The organism is Bartonella sp. 11B (genome assembly GCF_002022625.1).
Taxonomy (GTDB): domain Bacteria; phylum Pseudomonadota; class Alphaproteobacteria; order Rhizobiales; family Rhizobiaceae; genus Bartonella; species Bartonella rochalimae.
On the sequence record NZ_CP019783.1, the window covers coordinates 1,452,531 to 1,470,800 of the forward strand.

The following is an 18,270-nucleotide window of genomic DNA, read 5'->3' on the forward strand; positions in this document are numbered from 1 at the left end:
TCAATCATAATTATTCAGAGGTTCTATTATGAAACTTTTTTGCGGCAATTCTAATCCATGTCTTGCTGAAGATGTTGCAAACTATTTAAGTATTCCTCTAGGCAAAGCAACTGTAAAACGCTTTGCTGATCAAGAGATTTTCGTAGAATTGCATGAAAACGTACGTGGAAAAGATGTCTTTGTTTTGCAATCTTCATCCTATCCAGCGAATGACCATTTAATGGAATTGCTTATTATGATTGATGCACTTCGTCGTTCTTCAGCACGTCGTATTACAGCTGTTCTACCTTATTTTGGTTATGCTCGCCAAGATCGTAAACCTGGGCCACGTACTCCTATTTCGGCAAAACTTGTTGCTAATCTTATTACTCAAGCAGGTGCTCATCGTGTTTTAACATTAGATCTTCATGCAGGACAAATCCAAGGTTTCTTTGATATTCCAACAGATAATCTTTATGCTGTTCCTGTTATTGCTCGTGATATTAAAATGCATTACTCTCTTGAAAATGTTATTGTTGTTTCACCTGATGTTGGTGGCGTGGTGCGTGCACGCTCCTTAGCTAAGCGTTTAAACAGTCTACTTGCTATTGTTGATAAACGCCGGGAACGTCCAAGTGAATCAGAAGTAATGAACATCATTGGTGATGTAACTGGAAAAGATTGTCTCTTACTAGATGATATTGTTGATTCAGGTGGGACCCTGTGTAACGCAGCGAGTGCCCTTTTACAACATGGTGCAAAAAGCGTCACTGCTTATATTACACATGGTGTACTTTCTGGCAACGCTGTAGAACGCATCGCCAATTCAGAAATGAAAGAATTAGTGATCACTGATTCAATTATGCCAACCAAAGCAATTAAACAAGCCCATAATATGCGTATCTTGCCAATTGCTGATTTAATCGGAGAAGCTATTGCAAGAACAGCAGCAGAGCAATCCGTTTCAAGTCTATTTGGCTAAATGAGTGCCTTTGGATCCCCTGATGCTATTTCTATATTGAAACCAGAAAAAGCTCTACCATAGGCTTACCACTAAAAGCAGTATGAATAACAATAAGCCCACGCTCTTTAAATAAATTAAAAGACGATGTACACAACTTCAAGAATGGATTCCAGAAAGATGTGCAAAAACTACATCTGATGAGCAGAGTTTTAGCGTTACTGCTGCCGCGCAACACGCAAAAATACACCTTAACATTATCTTCGAAACTTTTTGATAGATGTAAAATATGCTTCCACTCTTTCTCTTACAGCTTCTTCTTCATTAATAGAAGCCTGAATGAAAGCCAATTTACAACGAAATTGTAAAATATTAGGAAGAAGCTCTAATACATTACAAATACGATAACATATCAAAAAATCTTGATAAAGGATTGCTGTTGAACGTTAACCAGCTTCAGGATTATCCATCATTTCACAAATGATATGTTCTCTCTGCATTTCGTAATTAGTTACCGAAATCTTTGGAGAAGAACTTTTATCTTCCTTTATTAATTTTTGTTTTTTGTGCGCAACCGCTTCTAATATTTCACGAATTTTTTGTTCTTTTACAGGCTCTAGTGAACGATGATATGACATCGTTTTTTCAGATGAGGCAGTAAAAACAAGCTTTTTGCATTAGTTCTTTCCGTTGGAAACGTCATTATTCGGACCAGAAGAACATACTGATGTTTGAACAGAACCAACAATAACCGGTAAAGAACACCGTGATAAAGCGAATCCTAAAGTAATAAAGTGGCTCAAGAGCTCACAATATTTTTGCCTAACAGCACTCCATTCCTAGGGATCAGTGGCACATATCATATCAATATCTAAAAAATGCGTCTTAATTTAAAAATTTGATGCTTCAGCAGCCACGTTTTTTGCAAACTTAGCTAAATGTCGTGTAGCAATAACATCAGCAAGACCACGTTTACGTCCTTGGCACATTAACTTGATCACAGCAGCACTAAGCGAAATCTTACGCAAGACATCAGAAACCTCTCCTGCTGAAGGGTGAGTAAATAACTGTGCCTCATCAATTACAACTAACATAAAAACCAATAATCACATCCAATATAAAAAAACCTTCAAGAAAAAGACCAACAGCATGCATCTGTTGTGCAATATCTAAACCTTCAAGATTAAACACAACCGAAACTCAATATTGGCGAATACGATGAGCAATTTGTATCAATTTTTTTTCTTTCGGCTGAGATTCAATAATAATACGGCTCAATTCACTTGCCAAAGTCACAAAATCGCCTTCTGGATTAATAACACGTTGTTGTGCTGATGAAGAACTCTGTTCAAGAAGACATCGAGGAAGATGTAATTGTTCTGAATCAGAACTATCTTGTACAAAAAACATGCTGTCAATAATTCCTCAAAATCAAGGAGTACTGAAACTGATTTATGCAACATGCTACATTTTGGCACTTCACCTAAGATGATCTTAACCTTCATAAAGCTATTATTCAATCTTTGAAAATTGATATTGATTCTGCATCTGTCGTGCATACTTTTGTAAAAGTAGAAACCAAGGATTTTTCCTTCAACTCTTGCATCTCCAAATGGTTTGAATTATAGAACAAACTTCTGTGTAGACACCCTTGGAGGCAACACAGAATGGGGTAATCGCCGTTTTACAGCGTATATCTTCGCATTCATGCAAAAACCACTACTGGTTTTCATGATTCTCCAATTATATAAAAATTATATAAAAAGGACTTTAGTTATGAGCAAAAGCTATACTTTTAGAGCCGAAATACGCGAGCGGGTTGGTAAGGGGTCCTCCCGCGAACTTCGTCGTAATGGTCTTATTCCAGCTGTTATTTATGGTGATAAACAGCCTCCTTTAGCAATTTCAGTCCCCTATAAAGATATTTTCCATAAAATTCATGCTGGGGGATTTCGTACTACTGTTGCAACGATTGAAATTGATCAACAAAAAATTCAAGTTTTACCAAAAGATTATCAACTTGATCCTGTCCGTGACTTTCCTATACACGTAGATTTCTTACGCATTTCAGCAAAATCTATCGTTCATGTGCACATTCCTGTACACTTCCTTAATGAAGACATAGCTCCAGGAATTAAACGAGGTGGTGTCTTAAACATTGTGCGCCATGAAATTGAATGTACAGCATTAGCACATGCTATCCCTGAAGCAATTGAGATTGATCTTTCCAGTTATTCCATTGGTGATTCTATTCATATTTCTGCAGTACAATTACCAAAAGGTGTCGTACCAGTTATTCAGGAAAGAGACTTTACAATCGCTACCATCGCTGCTCCTGCTAACGTAAGTGCGAGCGATAATTCTTCAGAACAAGAGAACAATGAAAACAACGCAAAAACCTAATAACTTTAGTAGATGTGATCTTATCTTTTTAGTAGTTTTTGCTTTCTTATACTTTACCGGAGGTGCACATGTTGCTCATTGCTGGTCTTGGCAACCCCGGTTCTCACTATAATAATAATCGCCATAATATTGGTTTTATGGCTATTAATGTTATTCACCAAATCTTTTCATTTTCTCCATGGTCAAAAAAATTTCAGGCTGAAATCTCAAACGGCTTTATAAATGATGAAAAAATTATTCTTATAAAACCGCAAACTTTTATGAATTTGTCTGGTCAATCAATTGGCGAAGCCTTGCGGTTTTATAAATTAGACTTGAATAATCTTATTGTCATTTACGATGAACTAGATTTACCACCTGGTAAAATAAGAATAAAAATCGGAGGAGGAAGTAATGGACATAACGGTATAAAGTCTATTGATAGTCATTGCGGCACCAACTACTGCCGTCTACGCTTAGGGATTGGACATCCTGGTCCCAAAGAGCTGGTTAACCAGTATGTTTTGGGAAATTTTACAAAATCCGATCAAGAATGGTTAACCCCTTTACTAGATGCAATCGCAAATAACATGGAACTCTTAATAAAAAGAAACAATAATTGTTTTATGAATAAAATTACATTGGCAATGGAAAAATTTACAACAAAGCATCATCTTTCTTGAATACAAAAGACATACTCACACCCTTTGATATTTTTCTCTGAAGGAAAGGATCAAAGTTGAATGAAATATGAAACTCAGCGAATAAATCTTATAACTTATTATGATTAAATAAGCCCGCTTGATGTATTTTCGCTATTCTGCAATACCACTACACGTGAACCATCAGGAACACGATTATAAAGATCAATAATATCTTGATTGAGTAGACGAATACATCCACTAGAAATAGCACGACCAATTGACCAAGCTTCATGTGAACCATGAATACGGAAAAGGGTATCTTTCCCATTTTTGAAAAGATAAAAAGCTCGTGCACCTAACGGATTCTCAGGACCAGGAGGCATACCCTGCCCTAAATGTCCATAACGTTCTGGTTCACGCTCCATCATTGCCTTAGTAGGAGCCCAACGCGGCCACCGGCGCTTATATTGTACAATTCCAACACCTGTAAATGCCAACCCTTCTTTGCCAACACCAATACCATAACGTAAAGCTGTGCCATTTTCACCAATCAGATAAAGAAAACATGCTTGAGTATCTACAACTAATGTACCAGAAGAATAATCTGTATGATAATTAACTTGTTGACGCCAAAATTTTGGATCAATTATTGAAAGATTAACTGCAGGTAAAAAATAAGGTTCATTTGTTACAGGCCCATATAAATCAAGTATTTCCGGTGGAATATACTGGTCCTGTTGAGAAAAAATAGACATATTTGATTGACGTGTAAGACATCCAGCCAAAGCCAAAGGCGTTGCTATTAAAAAAGTTCGACGAGATAACAATCTCATATTTTCTCCGATTACTTATTTTCGAAAATTTTGCATACTATGAAAAACTTAATGCACTGTTAATATTTATGAGTACAACCATTATTCAATAATGTAATATAAAAAAAAATTATGCAATTATTCAGTCTATTTTTTCATACTATCACAACAACTGTAGACTAGATCTCTTTTCAAAACGTGCTATAGAAACACTAACAAAGCTTTATCTTGACCACAAAAATAAATTACGATCAACAAAGAAAGAGAATCTATGGGCTTTAAATGCGGTATTGTTGGATTACCTAATGTTGGGAAATCAACTCTCTTTAATGCATTAACAAAAACAGCTGCAGCACAAGCTGCCAATTATCCTTTTTGCACGATTGAACCTAATACCGGTGAAGTTGCTGTCCCAGATCTACGGATGAAAAAAGTCGCCTCTATCGCTGGATCAAAAGAAATAATTCCTACACGTATTAGTTTTGTTGATATTGCGGGACTTGTACGTGGAGCTTCAAAAGGTGAAGGTTTAGGAAATAAATTTTTAGCGAATATTCGCGAAGTTGATGCCATTATCCATGTCTTACGATGTTTTCAAGATGAAAATATTACACATGTAGAAGGACGCATTGATCCTATTTCTGATGCTACAACCGTTGAAACAGAACTTATGCTTTCAGATCTTGAAAGTCTTGAACGGCGAATCATACAAATTCGCAAACGTGCAACCGGAAAAGATAAAGAAGCGCTCGCTATTCTCCCTATCATGGAAGCTGCATTAAAATTGCTGCAAACAGGACACCCTGTACGGTTAATGCTTAAAGATATTTCTGCCGATGAACGGTGCATTCTTAATGGTTTGAATCTTTTAACATCAAAACCCGTTCTCTATGTTTGCAATGTCAGTGAAAGTGAGGCCGCTCATGGTAACGACTTTACCCAAGCAGTTGAGAAAATGGCAACAGCACAGAATGCACAAGCTATTGTCATTGCCGCTTCCATTGAAGCTGAAATTGCCCAACTTACTGATGAAGAAGCGTTAGAATATCTTAAGGCTTTAGGGCTTTCTGAACCCGGGCTTAATAGACTCATTCGCACTGGCTATGATTTACTTAACCTCATTACTTACTTTACTTGTGGCCCTAAAGAAACACGAGCATGGACAATTGTGCGCGGAGTAAAAGCACCGCAAGCTGCTGGGGTTATTCATTCAGATTTTGAACGTGGCTTCATTCGTGCACAAACTATTAGCCACGAAGATTATATTGCTTTTGGTGGAGAAAACGGAGCAAAAGAAGCAGGAAAAGCGCGCGATGAAGGTAAAGAATATATTGTGCAAGATGGTGATATCATATTGTTTAAGCACAATACTTAATACACTCCTTTAAAGTCTTAAATCTTAATCCTCCATAAAATTCGTCTTTGTATCAACTCTTTCTATGTTTTTAAGAAAACTTTCAAATAAAATAGCCGCGTTATAAACGGCTATTTTATTTCTGATAAGACAAAATTAACGATTCCAATAACCTTCATATTTAAATTCTGGAGCGCCTTTTAAGGAATCTTTTGTTGCATTGATAATAAATTTCCATTTACCATAATCGTTTGTTTTCTGAATTGTATCAGGAGAAACAACTATATAACGTTCTCCTATACCAAGAAAACCACCAATACCAATGACAATTCCTTCGACATTATTTTCACGCAAAATAATATCTTTCACTTCACCAATATTTTCATCTTCCATATTGTATACATTAGCACCAATAAGGCTTGAAGCAACAAAATCAGTTGCTGAAGGCGTAATATAACGCGCAGCAATATCTGAACCAATCTGTACAATACCTGTTGATGAAATCACTTCATTTTCACAAGGTGTTGTCGTTGTAAAAGACTGAGCATACGCACCAGAAACCATAAAAATTGACACGAAAGCAGTGCAAACAATTTTCTTCATTTTATAATTCTCCGTTTTTACTTTATAAATCCTCAATGCATCATTATAAAATTTGTTCCCTCTGCGTTTCTGAAACAGCTTATTCTGTGTGTTCATTTTTCTTTAAATCCTTACTAGATCAGATCAAATTCTTCTTTTCATATTATAAACAAGCACTCCCAAATAATGAAAAATAATACGAAAACCAGCTTTCTTACGAATTTCCATATGGGAAGCAGCAGCCCATATTAAAAATTAAACACCTCACCATAATGCACTTCTGTTATTTCATTCTCATAAGAAACAAGAATATTCTTTAAAGGAGACACCATAAGCCAAAATATCCCTACAATAAAATAAGGATTATACCAATAACCTTTAGCAATTTTTTATCCTTTAAAGTCTCATGATATCCCTGTTTAAAGAGCTGTAATATAATCAAAATTATAACTGATCAAACATCAATAATTAAAGCAAAGAATGATAAAGAAAAAAGCGCGTCCGTGTCATCAATAATAAACCAGGAGGTTTAGCAACCATTATACATAAATTTGGCTTCTTTAGGATTAGCAAAAGGAAAAGGAAAATAATCTGACACAATACCAGATTTCTTTAAAAACTTTTCTTCTCGATGAGAACCATCACCTCTTTCATATTACATACAAAACTTTAATCTATTCCTGATCATAACCCAGTACCTTTAAATCGTGAAAAGATATATATTTGAGCCCATCGTAACAAACACATATTGCTTCCAGCCCGGGCCACAATGACCCTTTAGCATAAATACCAAAGGGCCCCAAAAATTCTAATCTTATTTTTGAGGCACATACAAAGGAAAAAACATATTCTCTTTATATTCATGATATTTTTGGCAAAGCTTTGAAAAAAATATGAATTATCTACTTTCGTATCATATAAATTTTACTGATTTCAATTTTTTATCTCCTCCTCTTTTGCGCCATAAACATAAAAATAACCTTCAAAAAAATCTTTTCATATATGCTGATTGTATTCTATTGAATCAATAAATTAAAACTATCTCTTTAAAATCACTATCGCTATAAATGACTTCTTTATAAATCAGTTTACAAATATTCAATATGACACTTCACATCGCTCTTTTTCAACCTGATATTGCCGGTAACACAGGAACAATCTTACGCCTTAGCGCTTGTTTTGGTCTGCATGTACACATTATTGAACCTGCAGGCTTTAATCTATCCGATCGCAATCTTAAACGTGCAGGTATGGATTACCTTGAACGCGCTTCCTTAGAACGTCACCTTGATTGGCAGAGTTTTATTGATACCATGCAGCGCTTTAATCGTCGTCTTTTGCTCTTAAGTACAAAAGCACAAACCTATTACACAGAAATATATTATCAGAAAAACGATGTTTTACTTTTTGGCCGTGAATCAGCAGGTGTCCCTGATTATGTTTATAAAGCAGCAGATTATGCATTAACCATTCCCATGCTACCACACGCACGCTCTTTGAATCTTGCAATAAGCGTCGCTATGGTAACAGGAGAGGCACTTCGTCAAATTGGTTATAATGAAATAGGACAAGCCTTATAATAAAACTAAATCTTACAGCCTGGCCAATCTTCATGACAGAAGTTATCTTACCAAATGATACAATTTTTAACAGATGATAGAAATTACATTGAAAAAATGAAAATTGTTAAGTTCAATTATCCTATTGTTAAAACAACTTTACGAAATGATATTAACAAAAACATATTTTTCACGCTGCAAATAATTACATTACGATAAAATTGCATAATCACACACCAAATAACAAAAAAATCTATAAAAAGAAAATTTCAAAAAACTCCTAACAAAACACAGAATATTACTGCTCAATTTTTTCTAATAATTTATTACGATCAATCAAAAAGCCGCTTTCGACCCATAATGATTCCAATTCTTTGAGTTTTTTTCCTAAAAACTTCCCTTTTACCAGCCCTCTTTCCAATAAATCCTTGCCACTAATAGGAAAAGTTGGAATTTGCCATTTTCGAGCAAGTTGATAAAGCCTGATATAACATTCTTCTTTTTGAACCGCTTTGCTGTCCTTTAAGGTGTGATCCCGTGCAGCTGCTAAAGACAAAGCTAATTGATCTAAAACTGGTTGCCGACCATAAAAATAAATCAGTCTTTGCATAAGAATATCTGGACAGTCATAGTTAATCAGTTCTAGTTCCGCCCATTCCTTTAACCGTATTTTTTCTTTATTCGATAAATGTAAACGACGTGCCATATCATGAAGACGCATAACATCAGGAGGAATAAGGCTTTCTAGCCGCAAAAACGGATCAACCTCCCAATCAAAAGCTTGCTCTGTTTTAATAAGTGAGTGGATTGCATCGATCCCCCACCTTTCTGTCTCAGGTAAAATGAACGTCAAAATTCCACTTTGACGCATCCATAAAAGAGCACGTGTTGGATCCAAAGCAGTCAGAAGTTTTTTCATTTCTCCCCAAATACGCTCTGGTGAAAGTTTGTGTAAACCATGTTTTAAACGCGTACACGCTTTCAACCCTTCTGCATCAGGACGCCCTATTCCATACCAAGCAAAAAAGCGAAAAAAACGCAAAATACGTAAATAATCTTCACAAATACGCTGCTCTGCAACACCAATAAAACGAACAGTCCGAGTTGCAATATCGTTTAAACCTCCTACTTCATCATAGATCTCACCGGCCGCATTACAATAAAGTGCATTGATAGTAAAATCTCGACGTTCAGCATCTTTTTTCCAATCGCGGCTGAAGACAACTTCCGCATGACGACCATCCGTCTGAATATCAGAGCGAAGTGTTGTCACCTCATAAGAGCACGATTCACCAACTACTGTTACTGTACCAAAATTAATTCCTGTAGGAATAGCTTTAAATCCTACTTCTTCTACACGCTTTATAATCTGCTGCGGCAAACAGGTTGTTGCAATATCAATATCACTAATAGGCTGTTGCAAAAGCTGATTCCGTACAGCACCACCAACAACACGGGCTTCCTCACCATCCATTGATAAAACACGAAGAAGTGTTTGAATATTGCTAGACTGCAACCATGCAACCTGTTTGAAATTGTGTGTCACATTCACCCTTTAACCTTTCAACAAATTTTCATTATTCCCTTTCAAACTTTTATATTTCAATAAATACAATGCATAATATATTTTTTATAAACCACACTCTTTCTCCATAAAAATATTCTTAATTTGTGCGAAGAGATAAAAAAACAGCTTATCACGCTTCTTTTCTTTTCATTTTCTGTTACAAATCATGAAAAGATTTATAATCATATAAAAGAAATTCTCATTTTACGACACATGGCTTTAAGGAAAAAATATGAGTCAATATGATACATTATCCCATTCTACTGAAAAGGCGAGTATCAATGATGATGCCTCATTAATTATTAAAGATATTGATGAAGCACACAAAGAGCTCGATATTCTACAAAAAGCAATTGACAAAGTTATTTTTGGACAAAGTCACGTAATTGAATACACCTTAACAGCTATTTTAGCAGGTGGACACGCTCTTCTTGTTGGTGTTCCGGGACTTGCTAAGACGCGTCTTGTTGAAACACTTGGAATCGTCTTGGGACTTGATGCAAAACGCATCCAATTTACACCAGATTTAATGCCATCAGATATTATTGGTTCTGAGATCATGGATTCAGATAAGAATGGTCAACGTTCTTTCCGTTATATTCAAGGTCCTATCTTTACTCAGCTTCTCATGGCCGATGAAATCAACCGCGCTTCGCCTCGCACCCAATCAGCCCTTTTACAAGCCATGCAAGAATACCATGTCACTATTGCTGGAACACGTTATGACCTACCAAAACCCTTTCATGTGCTTGCAACTCAAAATCCTATTGAACAAGAAGGAACTTATCCTCTTCCTGAAGCGCAACTCGATCGCTTTTTAATGCAAATTGACATTGACTATCCTGATTTAGCGACAGAACGGCGTATTATCTTAGAAACGACAGGTAAAAAAAACCAAATTGCAAAACCCGTTTTATCTATTAAAAAATTACAAAAAATCCAAAAAATTGTCCGCCAAATGCCAATTTCTGAAAGCGTTGTCGAAGCTATTTTGAAGTTAGTGCGTTCAGCTCGTCCTCATAAAGATAATTCCCTTGCAAACACTTATATTTCTTGGGGCCCTGGTCCTCGGGCATCACAAGCACTTTCACTATGCGTTCGTGCCCGTGCCCTTTACTACGGACGTCTAGCTCCTTCACTTGATGATGTTCAAGCACTCGCCCAACCTGTTTTACAACATCGTATGGCACTTAATTTTTCTGCACATGCTGAAAATATAACTATAAAAGAAATTATTGCTAATCTCATGAAAGATTCCCTCTGATGACTATTGGCAAACAAACTTTTAGAGAAAGCCCACAATCACTTGCTGCAACATTACAGAAAGATGCAGCTAATATGCCCTATTTCCTTTTACAAGCAAATCGTCTTGCCAATACATTAATAACCGGAAGACATGGTCAACGCAAACACGGCAATGGAGAAAATTTCTGGCAATTTCGTCCTTACGTGCAAGGTGAATCCATCGCACATATTGACTGGCGTCGTTCAGCGCGTGATGAACATATCTACCTACGTGAACGTGAATTGGAAAGGATGCAAACCGTTTGGATTTGGCCCGATCAAAGTGCTTCTATGCAATATTGTTCATGCTTTTCAAAAATCTCTAAAGGCAATCATGCCATCATTCTTTCCCTTGCATTAGCAAAAATTCTTGCAAAAAGTGGCGAATATATTGCTATTCCTGAATTAATGGCTCCAACTATATCCTCTAATGTCATAGAGCGTATGGCTTTAGCTTTAACGAATCATCAAATTGAAAATTCATTTCCAAATTTCTCAACTGTAACGCGTTTTTCACGAGCCATCATAATGAGTGACTTTCTTGATCATCCTGAAAAAATTATCGATCATCTGACAGTTTTAAAGACAAAACAAGTCAATGCACATCTCATTGAAGTCACCGACCCAGCAGAAGAACATTTCCCTTATACAGGCCATACAGAATTTTTTGATCCTGAAACAAAAGAAAAACTCCTCGTGAGAAAAGCAGAAAACTTGCGTAAAAATTATCACAAGCTCTATCAAGAAAGACGACAAAAATTAATAGATTTTTGCTTACATCAAGGATGGACTTACCAGGTTAGCTTAACAGATCGTCCCCTAACAGAAGTGATTGTGAACTTCACAAAGAAAATGAAATCTTCTAAATCTTATCTAAGGAGATCACTTTGAGTTTTGACGCTCCTTTCCTTTTGTTTGGACTTTTGGCCTTACCAGTTATTTGGTGGTTGTTAAGAACGACACCTTCAAAACCTCATAAAGAACTTTTTCCGCCTTTGCGCCTTCTGCTTAAACAAACTAATCAACAGGAAACTACCAATCATACACCCTGGTGGTTATTATTATTACGACTAACCATAGCCGCACTGATCATAATAGCGTTAGCGCGTCCTACTTGGATTCAAAAACCGATTGTATTTTCTGGTTCTCATCCTCTTGCACTCATCATTGACAATGGATGGGCGTCCGCTGAAGAATGGAAAAAACGCATTGCAGTTGCAAAATCTTTAATTACACAAGCAGAAAAACAACAAAAAAACATTTATTTACTTGCAACAGCTGAAAACAATGCTCACGATATCGGTCCTTTTTCTGCAGAAGTCATCAAACAACATTTATTGCATTTACATACTCGTCCTTGGCCTGTTAACCGCGTCCAATCCCTTCAAAAGCTCGTAGAACAGATTGGTGAACAACCTCTTGATATTGCGTACTTAAGTGATGGTTTGCAAACAAACGAAGATAGTCAGGCTTTTACCCTTATAAAACAATTAAAGCCAAAAACATTCTTATGGTATGCGAATGATGTTTCCAACATAACTGGTATAACAAACATAGAAAATAACAATGGAAATATGGCAGCACGTGTCATTCGTACAACTCCTTATGGTGAGACTCCAATAACACTCAGCCTTTATGATTTAAAAAGTCAACTCCTTGCTCGTTTTACAACAAACTTTCATGAAGGAGAAACAACAGCTCTTGTTCCTTTTGATTTACCACTTGAATTACGTAATCACATTGCCTGGATTAAAATTGATGACCAAGCTCAAGCTGCTGCGACCTTTTTAATCGACAACCGTAGCCGAATAAACCGCGTTGCCCTTTTATCACCCAACATCAATGAAATGGTACAGCCCTTACTTTCTCCAATGTTCTACGTTATCAAAGCATTACAAGGTCATGCACAACTTATAACAACTGGAGGAGGAGAGCTTTCAAGTGATATTGATCGTTTACTGAACCAAAATCCATCTGTTTTCATTATGGGTGACATAGTTAATATATCAAAAGAAGCAGAAAAAAAGCTATCTCATTTTGTAAATAAAGGAGGGATACTTATCCGTTTTGCTGGAGAGAATCTGAGTTCTGCAAAACATTATGACAGCCTATTACCTGTATCATTACGTTCTGGTGAACGCTTACTTGGCAGTATTATGTCGTGGACGAAACCACAAAAATTAGCACCTTTTGCAAAAAACAGCTTCTTTTTTGACCTTCCTTTTCCAGAAAATGTCACTGTTTTACGCCAAATTCTTGCAGAACCAAATTCAGATCTTTTTGAAAAAACATGGCTTAGTCTCGAAGATGGAACTCCACTCATTACTGCTGCCAACCATGGTAAGGGTATACTCATTCTTATTCATATCGCACCTGATCCTACATGGTCAAATCTTCCTCTTTCCGGTTTTTTTACACAAATGTTACAAAAACTTATTACGCTTAGTACACATGCAAAAGAACCTCAAACGCAAATAAAAACAGCGACAGTATACAATCCTTGGCAGATACTCAATGCCAACGGTCAATTACAAACAGCTCCTTCTCATGTTATTCCACTCATTACTGATGAACAAAAAGCGCCCCTTCCATCCTACCATACTCCACCTGGACTCTATGGTGTTCAAAACAATCTCTATGCTCTCAATCTACTCAATCATGCATCACACTTAACGACACAATCATCATCACCTTATTTTTTAAGTGATAAAACTCTACCCTATGATACACAAGAAAAACATTTCACTGGATTTCTATTAGGACTAACCAGTTTATTATTAGCCCTCGATAGTTTTTTAGTTTTATGGACAGGCGGAGCTCTCTTTTTTAAGAGGAAAAGCAATATGCTATTTCTTTTCCCTCTCATAGCAGTCTTTATTGCTTTTTTTCTATATCCATCAATTATGCAAGCAGAAATTGTAGAAAACTATGATGATACTATCATAAAAGCAGCAGGGACTACTCATCTCGCTTATGTCGTAACCAATAATCATGAAATCGATACAACAAGTAAAAGCGGACTAGAAGCACTCAGCCAATTTATAGCAGAACGTACAATGCTTTCACCTGGTTCTGTTGTAGCGCTTGACCTTGATAAGGATGAGCTCAGTTTTTATCCTCTTATTTACTGGCCAATTGATACGAATAGCCCTATGCCAACACAAAAAAGTCTTGAAAAAATCAATGCCTACATGAAAAATGGTGGCGCAGTTTTATTTGACACTCGTGATCAAATAAATACCAATCTTACCCTTGAAGAAACAGCTACCGCAGCCACACAAAGATTGCGTACGATATTAAGCGGATTAAATATTCCAACGATGGAACCAGTATCAACTGAACATGTTATTGCCCGTTCTTTTTATATTATGCCTGATTTTCCAGGACTTTATCGTGGTTCCCCTTTATGGGTTGAATCATCTTCAATAAACAAAAAAAACACAAATTCTATCACTGCAGGAGATAATGTTAGCTCTTTTTTCATCACTGCAAATAACTTTGCTGCTGCTTGGGCGCTAAACGAACAAGGCAGGTGGAAATATCCACTTATTCCTAATAATCCTATGCAACGTTTATGGGCATTTCGTGCGGGATTGAATATTGTTATTTATGTACTTACGGGAAACTATAAAGCCGATCAAATTCATGTTCCTGCATTATTAGAGCGTTTTAACCGAGAAAGAAGGCAATGATACAATCTCTTACCTTTCAGCCTTTTTTGCCTAGCGTTTGGCTTCTTTTTTTAGGAGGAATCCCCGCTTTTTTTATAGTTATTGGGCTTATTACAAAACGCCGCGGAGCTTTTTTACGCTTTCTAGCATTAGCGTCTCTTATTCTTGCACTCCTTAATCCAATGATCACAAAAGAACAACGTGAACCTGTTAAAAGTGTTGTAGGTATTGTTCTTGATCATAGCGAAAGCCAAACATTTGGAACACGTGAGGAAGATAGAAATAAAGCCCATACACAATTAATAAATGCGCTAGCACATTACCCACAATTCGAACCACGCTTTATTGAAGCTGGAAAACTTTCTGATAATCATTATGCACCATCAACAAATTTGTTTCACGCTTTAACACAAAGTATATCCAGTATACCACCCTCTCGCTATGCAGGAACGATTTTAATCACGGATGGACAAGTGCATGACATCCCACAGCTATCAAAACTTAACCATGATGCCCCAATTAATGCTTTGATCACAGGGAAAGCTGATGAATTTGACCGCCAAATTAAATTTATTGCTCCTCCCCGCTTTGCTCTTATCAATAAACCATTTATGCTCTCTATTTTAGTAGAAGATAAAGGACACCCTAAAAAGCCCATACCAGCACAAGCAAATATTACCGTAAGCATTAACGGTCAAGAAGTTGATCATCATTCTGTAACACCTGGTGTTATCTTTCAAACTGAAATCACCCTATCTCATGCAGAAAAAAACATTATTCAAGTTACAACTGACACACATGAAGGAGAATTAAGTCTTAATAACAATCGTGCCATAACTGTTATTGAAGGCATTAGAGAAAATCTGCGTGTTCTTCTGATTTCAGGTGCACCCTATAATGGTGAACGAGCATGGCGTGACCTTTTAAAAAGTGATTCTAATATCGATCTCATTCATTTCACTATTTTGCGTCCTCCTGAAAAAGCTGACAATACACCTATCAATCAATTATCACTTGTAGTCTTCCCTACCACCAAATTATTTGTTGAAGAAATCAATAATTTTGATCTTGTTATTCTCGACGGCTACCAATATTCTAACGTTCTTCCATTGATTTACTATGATTATATTGCCCAATATGTCCAACAAGGTGGAGCATTGCTGATAGTAACAGGACCTGAGTTTACTACAGAATTCTCATTAGCTAAAACGCCTCTAATAAGTGTTCTACCAGCGCTACCAAATGGCACCATAATTCAAAAACCTTTTCGCCCTACCCTCACGAAAGAAGGTGAGCGCCATCCTGTTACACGGGGTCTTACAACCCCTGCTCATCCTGCTCATCAATGGGGACGATGGTTACGACAAATTGTAGTCCAAAATACAGGAAAAGCGACTGCTATCATGAAAGGAGCTGATGAACAACCACTTTTGCTTCTTTCCCATATTGGTAAAGGTCGTGTAGGAATGTTACTTTCCGATGAAAGTTGGCTTTGGGCGCGAGGTTTTGAAGGTGGAGGTCCTTATGCAGCTCTTTACCGTAGAATTGCCCACTGGCTTATGAAAGAACCAGAACTTGAAGAAGAAAAATTAAGTGCTTTGAGTCATCATCATCATTTAACAGTTCGTCGACAAACACTCCAAGATCACCCAGAAGCAGTCGAAGTAGTTTTTCCCTCTGGTAAAAAAAAGAACATCACTCTCACGAAAGAACAAGAAGGTGTCTTTACAGGGAATATTCAGACTGATGAAACAGGGATCTTTACTATTCGTAATGGAGATCAAACAGTGCTTTCTACTGTAGGAGCAGTCAATAATCCTGAATTGTCTGATTTAATTTCAACAGAAGAAAAACTGATCCCTATCAGTAAACAAACGGGTGGTCATGTTACGCGTTTATGGAATAAAGAAAAAAATGATATTCATCTTCCTCCCATTAAATTGATTCAATCCCAAACAGGAAAAGTATCATCTTCTCCTCATTCAATTGTTCTGAAAGAAGCAACAAAAACTCGTTTGGTTAACATTTCTCACTTTCCTATTTTTTCTGGATTTTTAGCATTACTGACCTGTCTTTTATTGTTGACCAGTGTATGGTATCGTGAAAATCATTAAAAGTTCTGAGCAACTTTATAATTACTTGAATGTAGTTTATACTTATTTAAGCACACATAATAATATACCTTACCCTGTGCCATTTTTCATACATCTTCTTGTAATTCTAAAGCGAACAATCGCTCTGGTTTTATGGATGCAAACATTTGTATTTGCCTATTTTTTATTGCCTAAATTTTTTTCAACGCTATGCTAGCATCTATGTTTTATCTTGCTCATATATCAGATGTACATCTTTCACCCTTACCACAGCCTTCCTTATTGGAGCTTTGCGGAAAGCGTCTCACTGGATATCTTAATTGGAAAAAAAAACGTAACAATCAAATGAAATCAGATGCTTTAGAAACATTAATGCATGCACTGAAACAAAAAAAACCTGACCATATTGTTATTTCTGGTGATCTCGTTAATCTTTCTTTGGATAAAGAATTTACGCAAGCTCGCAACTGGTTACTTGCTCAAAATAATCCTGAAAATATTTCCCTAACATTTGGAAATCACGATGCTTATGTTCGCGGAGCATTCCAAAAAGCCTGTACTTACTTCCAACCTTGGATTAAAAGTGACTCCTCACAAAAAAATCCTTTCCCCTATATGCGTATTCGCAATAATATAGCAATTATAGGCGCCTCTTCAGCTATTGCGACACCACCGTTTCAAGCTTCAGGCTACTTTGGTAAACAACAAGCAAAAACTTTATCCCAATTCTTAAATGAAGCAGAAAAACAGGGTCTCTTCCGTGTTGTGATGATTCATCATCCTCCTTTTCACCATGCTACTTCTTGGCATAAAAAATTATGGGGTATAGAGCGTTTTCTAAAAGTAGTTAAACACCATGGTTGCGAACTTATTCTCCATGGTCATACTCATTTACCTACATTGAATATCATTGAAGGAAAAGTGCGCAAGATTCCTATTGTTGGTGTTTCTTCAGCATCACAATCTTTCGGAAGTAAAAAGCCCCCTGCAAGTTTTAACTTATTTGCTATTGAATATTTGCATAATCAATGGCACTGCCAATTGCAGCGCTATTGTATTATTAATCATAATAATACAATAGCGTGTATTGAAAAAATTGATCTTTAATATTTCGAAAAATAGAAAGTTTTTTACTAAGATATGCTATTTTATAATAATTAGCTCTTCTATCAAATTCCTCTTGAGTAAATTATGGATAAAGAGAACAATCAAAAATATGCAACATTAAGTAACAGGACCACATAAACGTACCTAGCTTAATTCAATAATTTATAGAGAGTTATGGTCAGTGATACTGTTCATAAGGGTGAAGAAATTCAAAATACAAACAAAAAAGATAATTTAAATCGGCATCTTTTTGCCTAAATAATTTCAAGTCTTTC

At 36.4% G+C, this 18,270-nt stretch carries 17 protein-coding genes; 10 read left to right on the plus strand and 7 right to left on the minus strand.

Annotated elements, in window-relative coordinates; translation table 11 throughout:
* Nucleotides 1–28 precede the first annotated feature (28 nt).
* Nucleotides 29–961, plus strand: coding sequence for a ribose-phosphate pyrophosphokinase (locus tag Bho11B_RS06255; RefSeq protein WP_035006940.1), 933 nt, complete (start codon nucleotides 29–31; stop codon nucleotides 959–961).
* 425 nt (nucleotides 962–1,386) lie between these two features.
* On the opposite strand, the gene Bho11B_RS07390 is transcribed toward Bho11B_RS06255, so the two are convergent.
* The 4 genes from Bho11B_RS07390 to Bho11B_RS07405 all read right to left on the minus strand — a co-directional run bounded on the left by Bho11B_RS07390 (nucleotide 1,387) and on the right by Bho11B_RS07405 (nucleotide 2,350).
* Nucleotides 1,387–1,578: a hypothetical protein gene (locus tag Bho11B_RS07390; RefSeq protein WP_335617743.1), complete on the minus strand. Its 192-nt coding sequence runs from the start codon at nucleotides 1,576–1,578 to the stop codon at nucleotides 1,387–1,389.
* A 39-nt stretch (nucleotides 1,579–1,617) separates the two neighbouring features.
* Nucleotides 1,618–1,743 carry a hypothetical protein gene (locus Bho11B_RS07395; RefSeq protein WP_257787863.1) on the minus strand — a complete coding sequence of 42 codons (126 nt, stop codon included), beginning with the start codon at nucleotides 1,741–1,743 and terminating at the stop codon, nucleotides 1,618–1,620.
* Nucleotides 1,744–1,830: 87 nt separating this feature from the next.
* Complete coding sequence (locus Bho11B_RS07400; protein ID WP_235692226.1) at nucleotides 1,831–2,034, minus strand: hypothetical protein; 204 nt, start codon at nucleotides 2,032–2,034, stop codon at nucleotides 1,831–1,833.
* A 106-nt stretch (nucleotides 2,035–2,140) separates the two neighbouring features.
* Nucleotides 2,141–2,350, minus strand: coding sequence for a hypothetical protein (locus tag Bho11B_RS07405; protein ID WP_235692225.1), 210 nt, complete (start codon nucleotides 2,348–2,350; stop codon nucleotides 2,141–2,143).
* A gap of 366 nt (nucleotides 2,351–2,716) precedes the next feature.
* Between Bho11B_RS07405 and Bho11B_RS06265 the strand changes: the two genes are divergently transcribed.
* Both Bho11B_RS06265 and pth read left to right on the plus strand, forming a co-directional pair.
* Complete coding sequence (locus Bho11B_RS06265) at nucleotides 2,717–3,343, plus strand: 50S ribosomal protein L25/general stress protein Ctc (protein ID WP_035006939.1); 627 nt, start codon at nucleotides 2,717–2,719, stop codon at nucleotides 3,341–3,343.
* 68 nt (nucleotides 3,344–3,411) lie between these two features.
* The gene (pth, locus tag Bho11B_RS06270; RefSeq protein WP_035006937.1) at nucleotides 3,412–4,005 is read left to right on the plus strand and encodes an aminoacyl-tRNA hydrolase; all 594 of its coding nucleotides are present in this window, start codon (nucleotides 3,412–3,414) and stop codon (nucleotides 4,003–4,005) included.
* Between the two features lie 104 nt (nucleotides 4,006–4,109).
* On the opposite strand, the gene Bho11B_RS06275 is transcribed toward pth, so the two are convergent.
* The gene (locus Bho11B_RS06275; RefSeq protein ID WP_051668879.1) at nucleotides 4,110–4,793 is read right to left on the minus strand and encodes a L,D-transpeptidase; all 684 of its coding nucleotides are present in this window, start codon (nucleotides 4,791–4,793) and stop codon (nucleotides 4,110–4,112) included.
* A gap of 256 nt (nucleotides 4,794–5,049) precedes the next feature.
* Between Bho11B_RS06275 and ychF the strand changes: the two genes are divergently transcribed.
* Entirely contained in the window at nucleotides 5,050–6,153 is a 1,104-nt protein-coding gene (ychF, locus tag Bho11B_RS06280) for a redox-regulated ATPase YchF (protein WP_078673921.1), read from the plus strand.
* A gap of 135 nt (nucleotides 6,154–6,288) precedes the next feature.
* Here the strand turns inward: ychF and Bho11B_RS06285 are convergent, their stop codons facing one another.
* Nucleotides 6,289–6,735 carry a PRC-barrel domain-containing protein gene (locus Bho11B_RS06285; RefSeq protein WP_078673922.1) on the minus strand — a complete coding sequence of 149 codons (447 nt, stop codon included), beginning with the start codon at nucleotides 6,733–6,735 and terminating at the stop codon, nucleotides 6,289–6,291.
* Nucleotides 6,736–7,817: 1,082 nt separating this feature from the next.
* On the opposite strand from Bho11B_RS06285, the gene Bho11B_RS06290 reads away from it, so the two are divergent.
* Nucleotides 7,818–8,294 carry a tRNA (cytidine(34)-2'-O)-methyltransferase gene (locus Bho11B_RS06290; RefSeq protein ID WP_035006929.1) on the plus strand — a complete coding sequence of 159 codons (477 nt, stop codon included), beginning with the start codon at nucleotides 7,818–7,820 and terminating at the stop codon, nucleotides 8,292–8,294.
* Between the two features lie 277 nt (nucleotides 8,295–8,571).
* On the opposite strand, the gene Bho11B_RS06295 is transcribed toward Bho11B_RS06290, so the two are convergent.
* The gene (locus tag Bho11B_RS06295; RefSeq protein WP_035006927.1) at nucleotides 8,572–9,825 is read right to left on the minus strand and encodes a CCA tRNA nucleotidyltransferase; all 1,254 of its coding nucleotides are present in this window, start codon (nucleotides 9,823–9,825) and stop codon (nucleotides 8,572–8,574) included.
* 247 nt (nucleotides 9,826–10,072) lie between these two features.
* Here Bho11B_RS06295 and Bho11B_RS06300 point away from each other — a divergent pair, with 247 nt between their 5' ends.
* The 5 genes from Bho11B_RS06300 to Bho11B_RS06320 all read left to right on the plus strand — a co-directional run bounded on the left by Bho11B_RS06300 (nucleotide 10,073) and on the right by Bho11B_RS06320 (nucleotide 17,995).
* Nucleotides 10,073–11,104, plus strand: coding sequence for a MoxR family ATPase (locus Bho11B_RS06300; protein ID WP_035006925.1), 1,032 nt, complete (start codon nucleotides 10,073–10,075; stop codon nucleotides 11,102–11,104).
* Nucleotides 11,104–12,015 (plus strand): DUF58 domain-containing protein, encoded by a 912-nt coding sequence (locus Bho11B_RS06305; protein ID WP_078673923.1) that lies wholly within the window; start codon nucleotides 11,104–11,106, stop codon nucleotides 12,013–12,015. Before Bho11B_RS06300 ends, Bho11B_RS06305 begins: the two co-directional genes overlap by 1 nt.
* On the plus strand, nucleotides 12,012–14,816 hold the full coding sequence (locus Bho11B_RS06310; protein ID WP_078673924.1) for a DUF4159 domain-containing protein: 2,805 nt from the start codon (nucleotides 12,012–12,014) through the stop codon (nucleotides 14,814–14,816). Before Bho11B_RS06305 ends, Bho11B_RS06310 begins: the two co-directional genes overlap by 4 nt.
* On the plus strand, nucleotides 14,813–16,909 hold the full coding sequence (locus Bho11B_RS06315; protein WP_035006917.1) for a membrane protein: 2,097 nt from the start codon (nucleotides 14,813–14,815) through the stop codon (nucleotides 16,907–16,909). The genes Bho11B_RS06310 and Bho11B_RS06315 overlap by 4 nt, the downstream gene beginning before the upstream one ends.
* Nucleotides 16,910–17,098: 189 nt before the next feature.
* Complete coding sequence (locus tag Bho11B_RS06320) at nucleotides 17,099–17,995, plus strand: metallophosphoesterase (RefSeq protein ID WP_078673925.1); 897 nt, start codon at nucleotides 17,099–17,101, stop codon at nucleotides 17,993–17,995.
* Nucleotides 17,996–18,270: the final 275 nt, after the last annotated feature.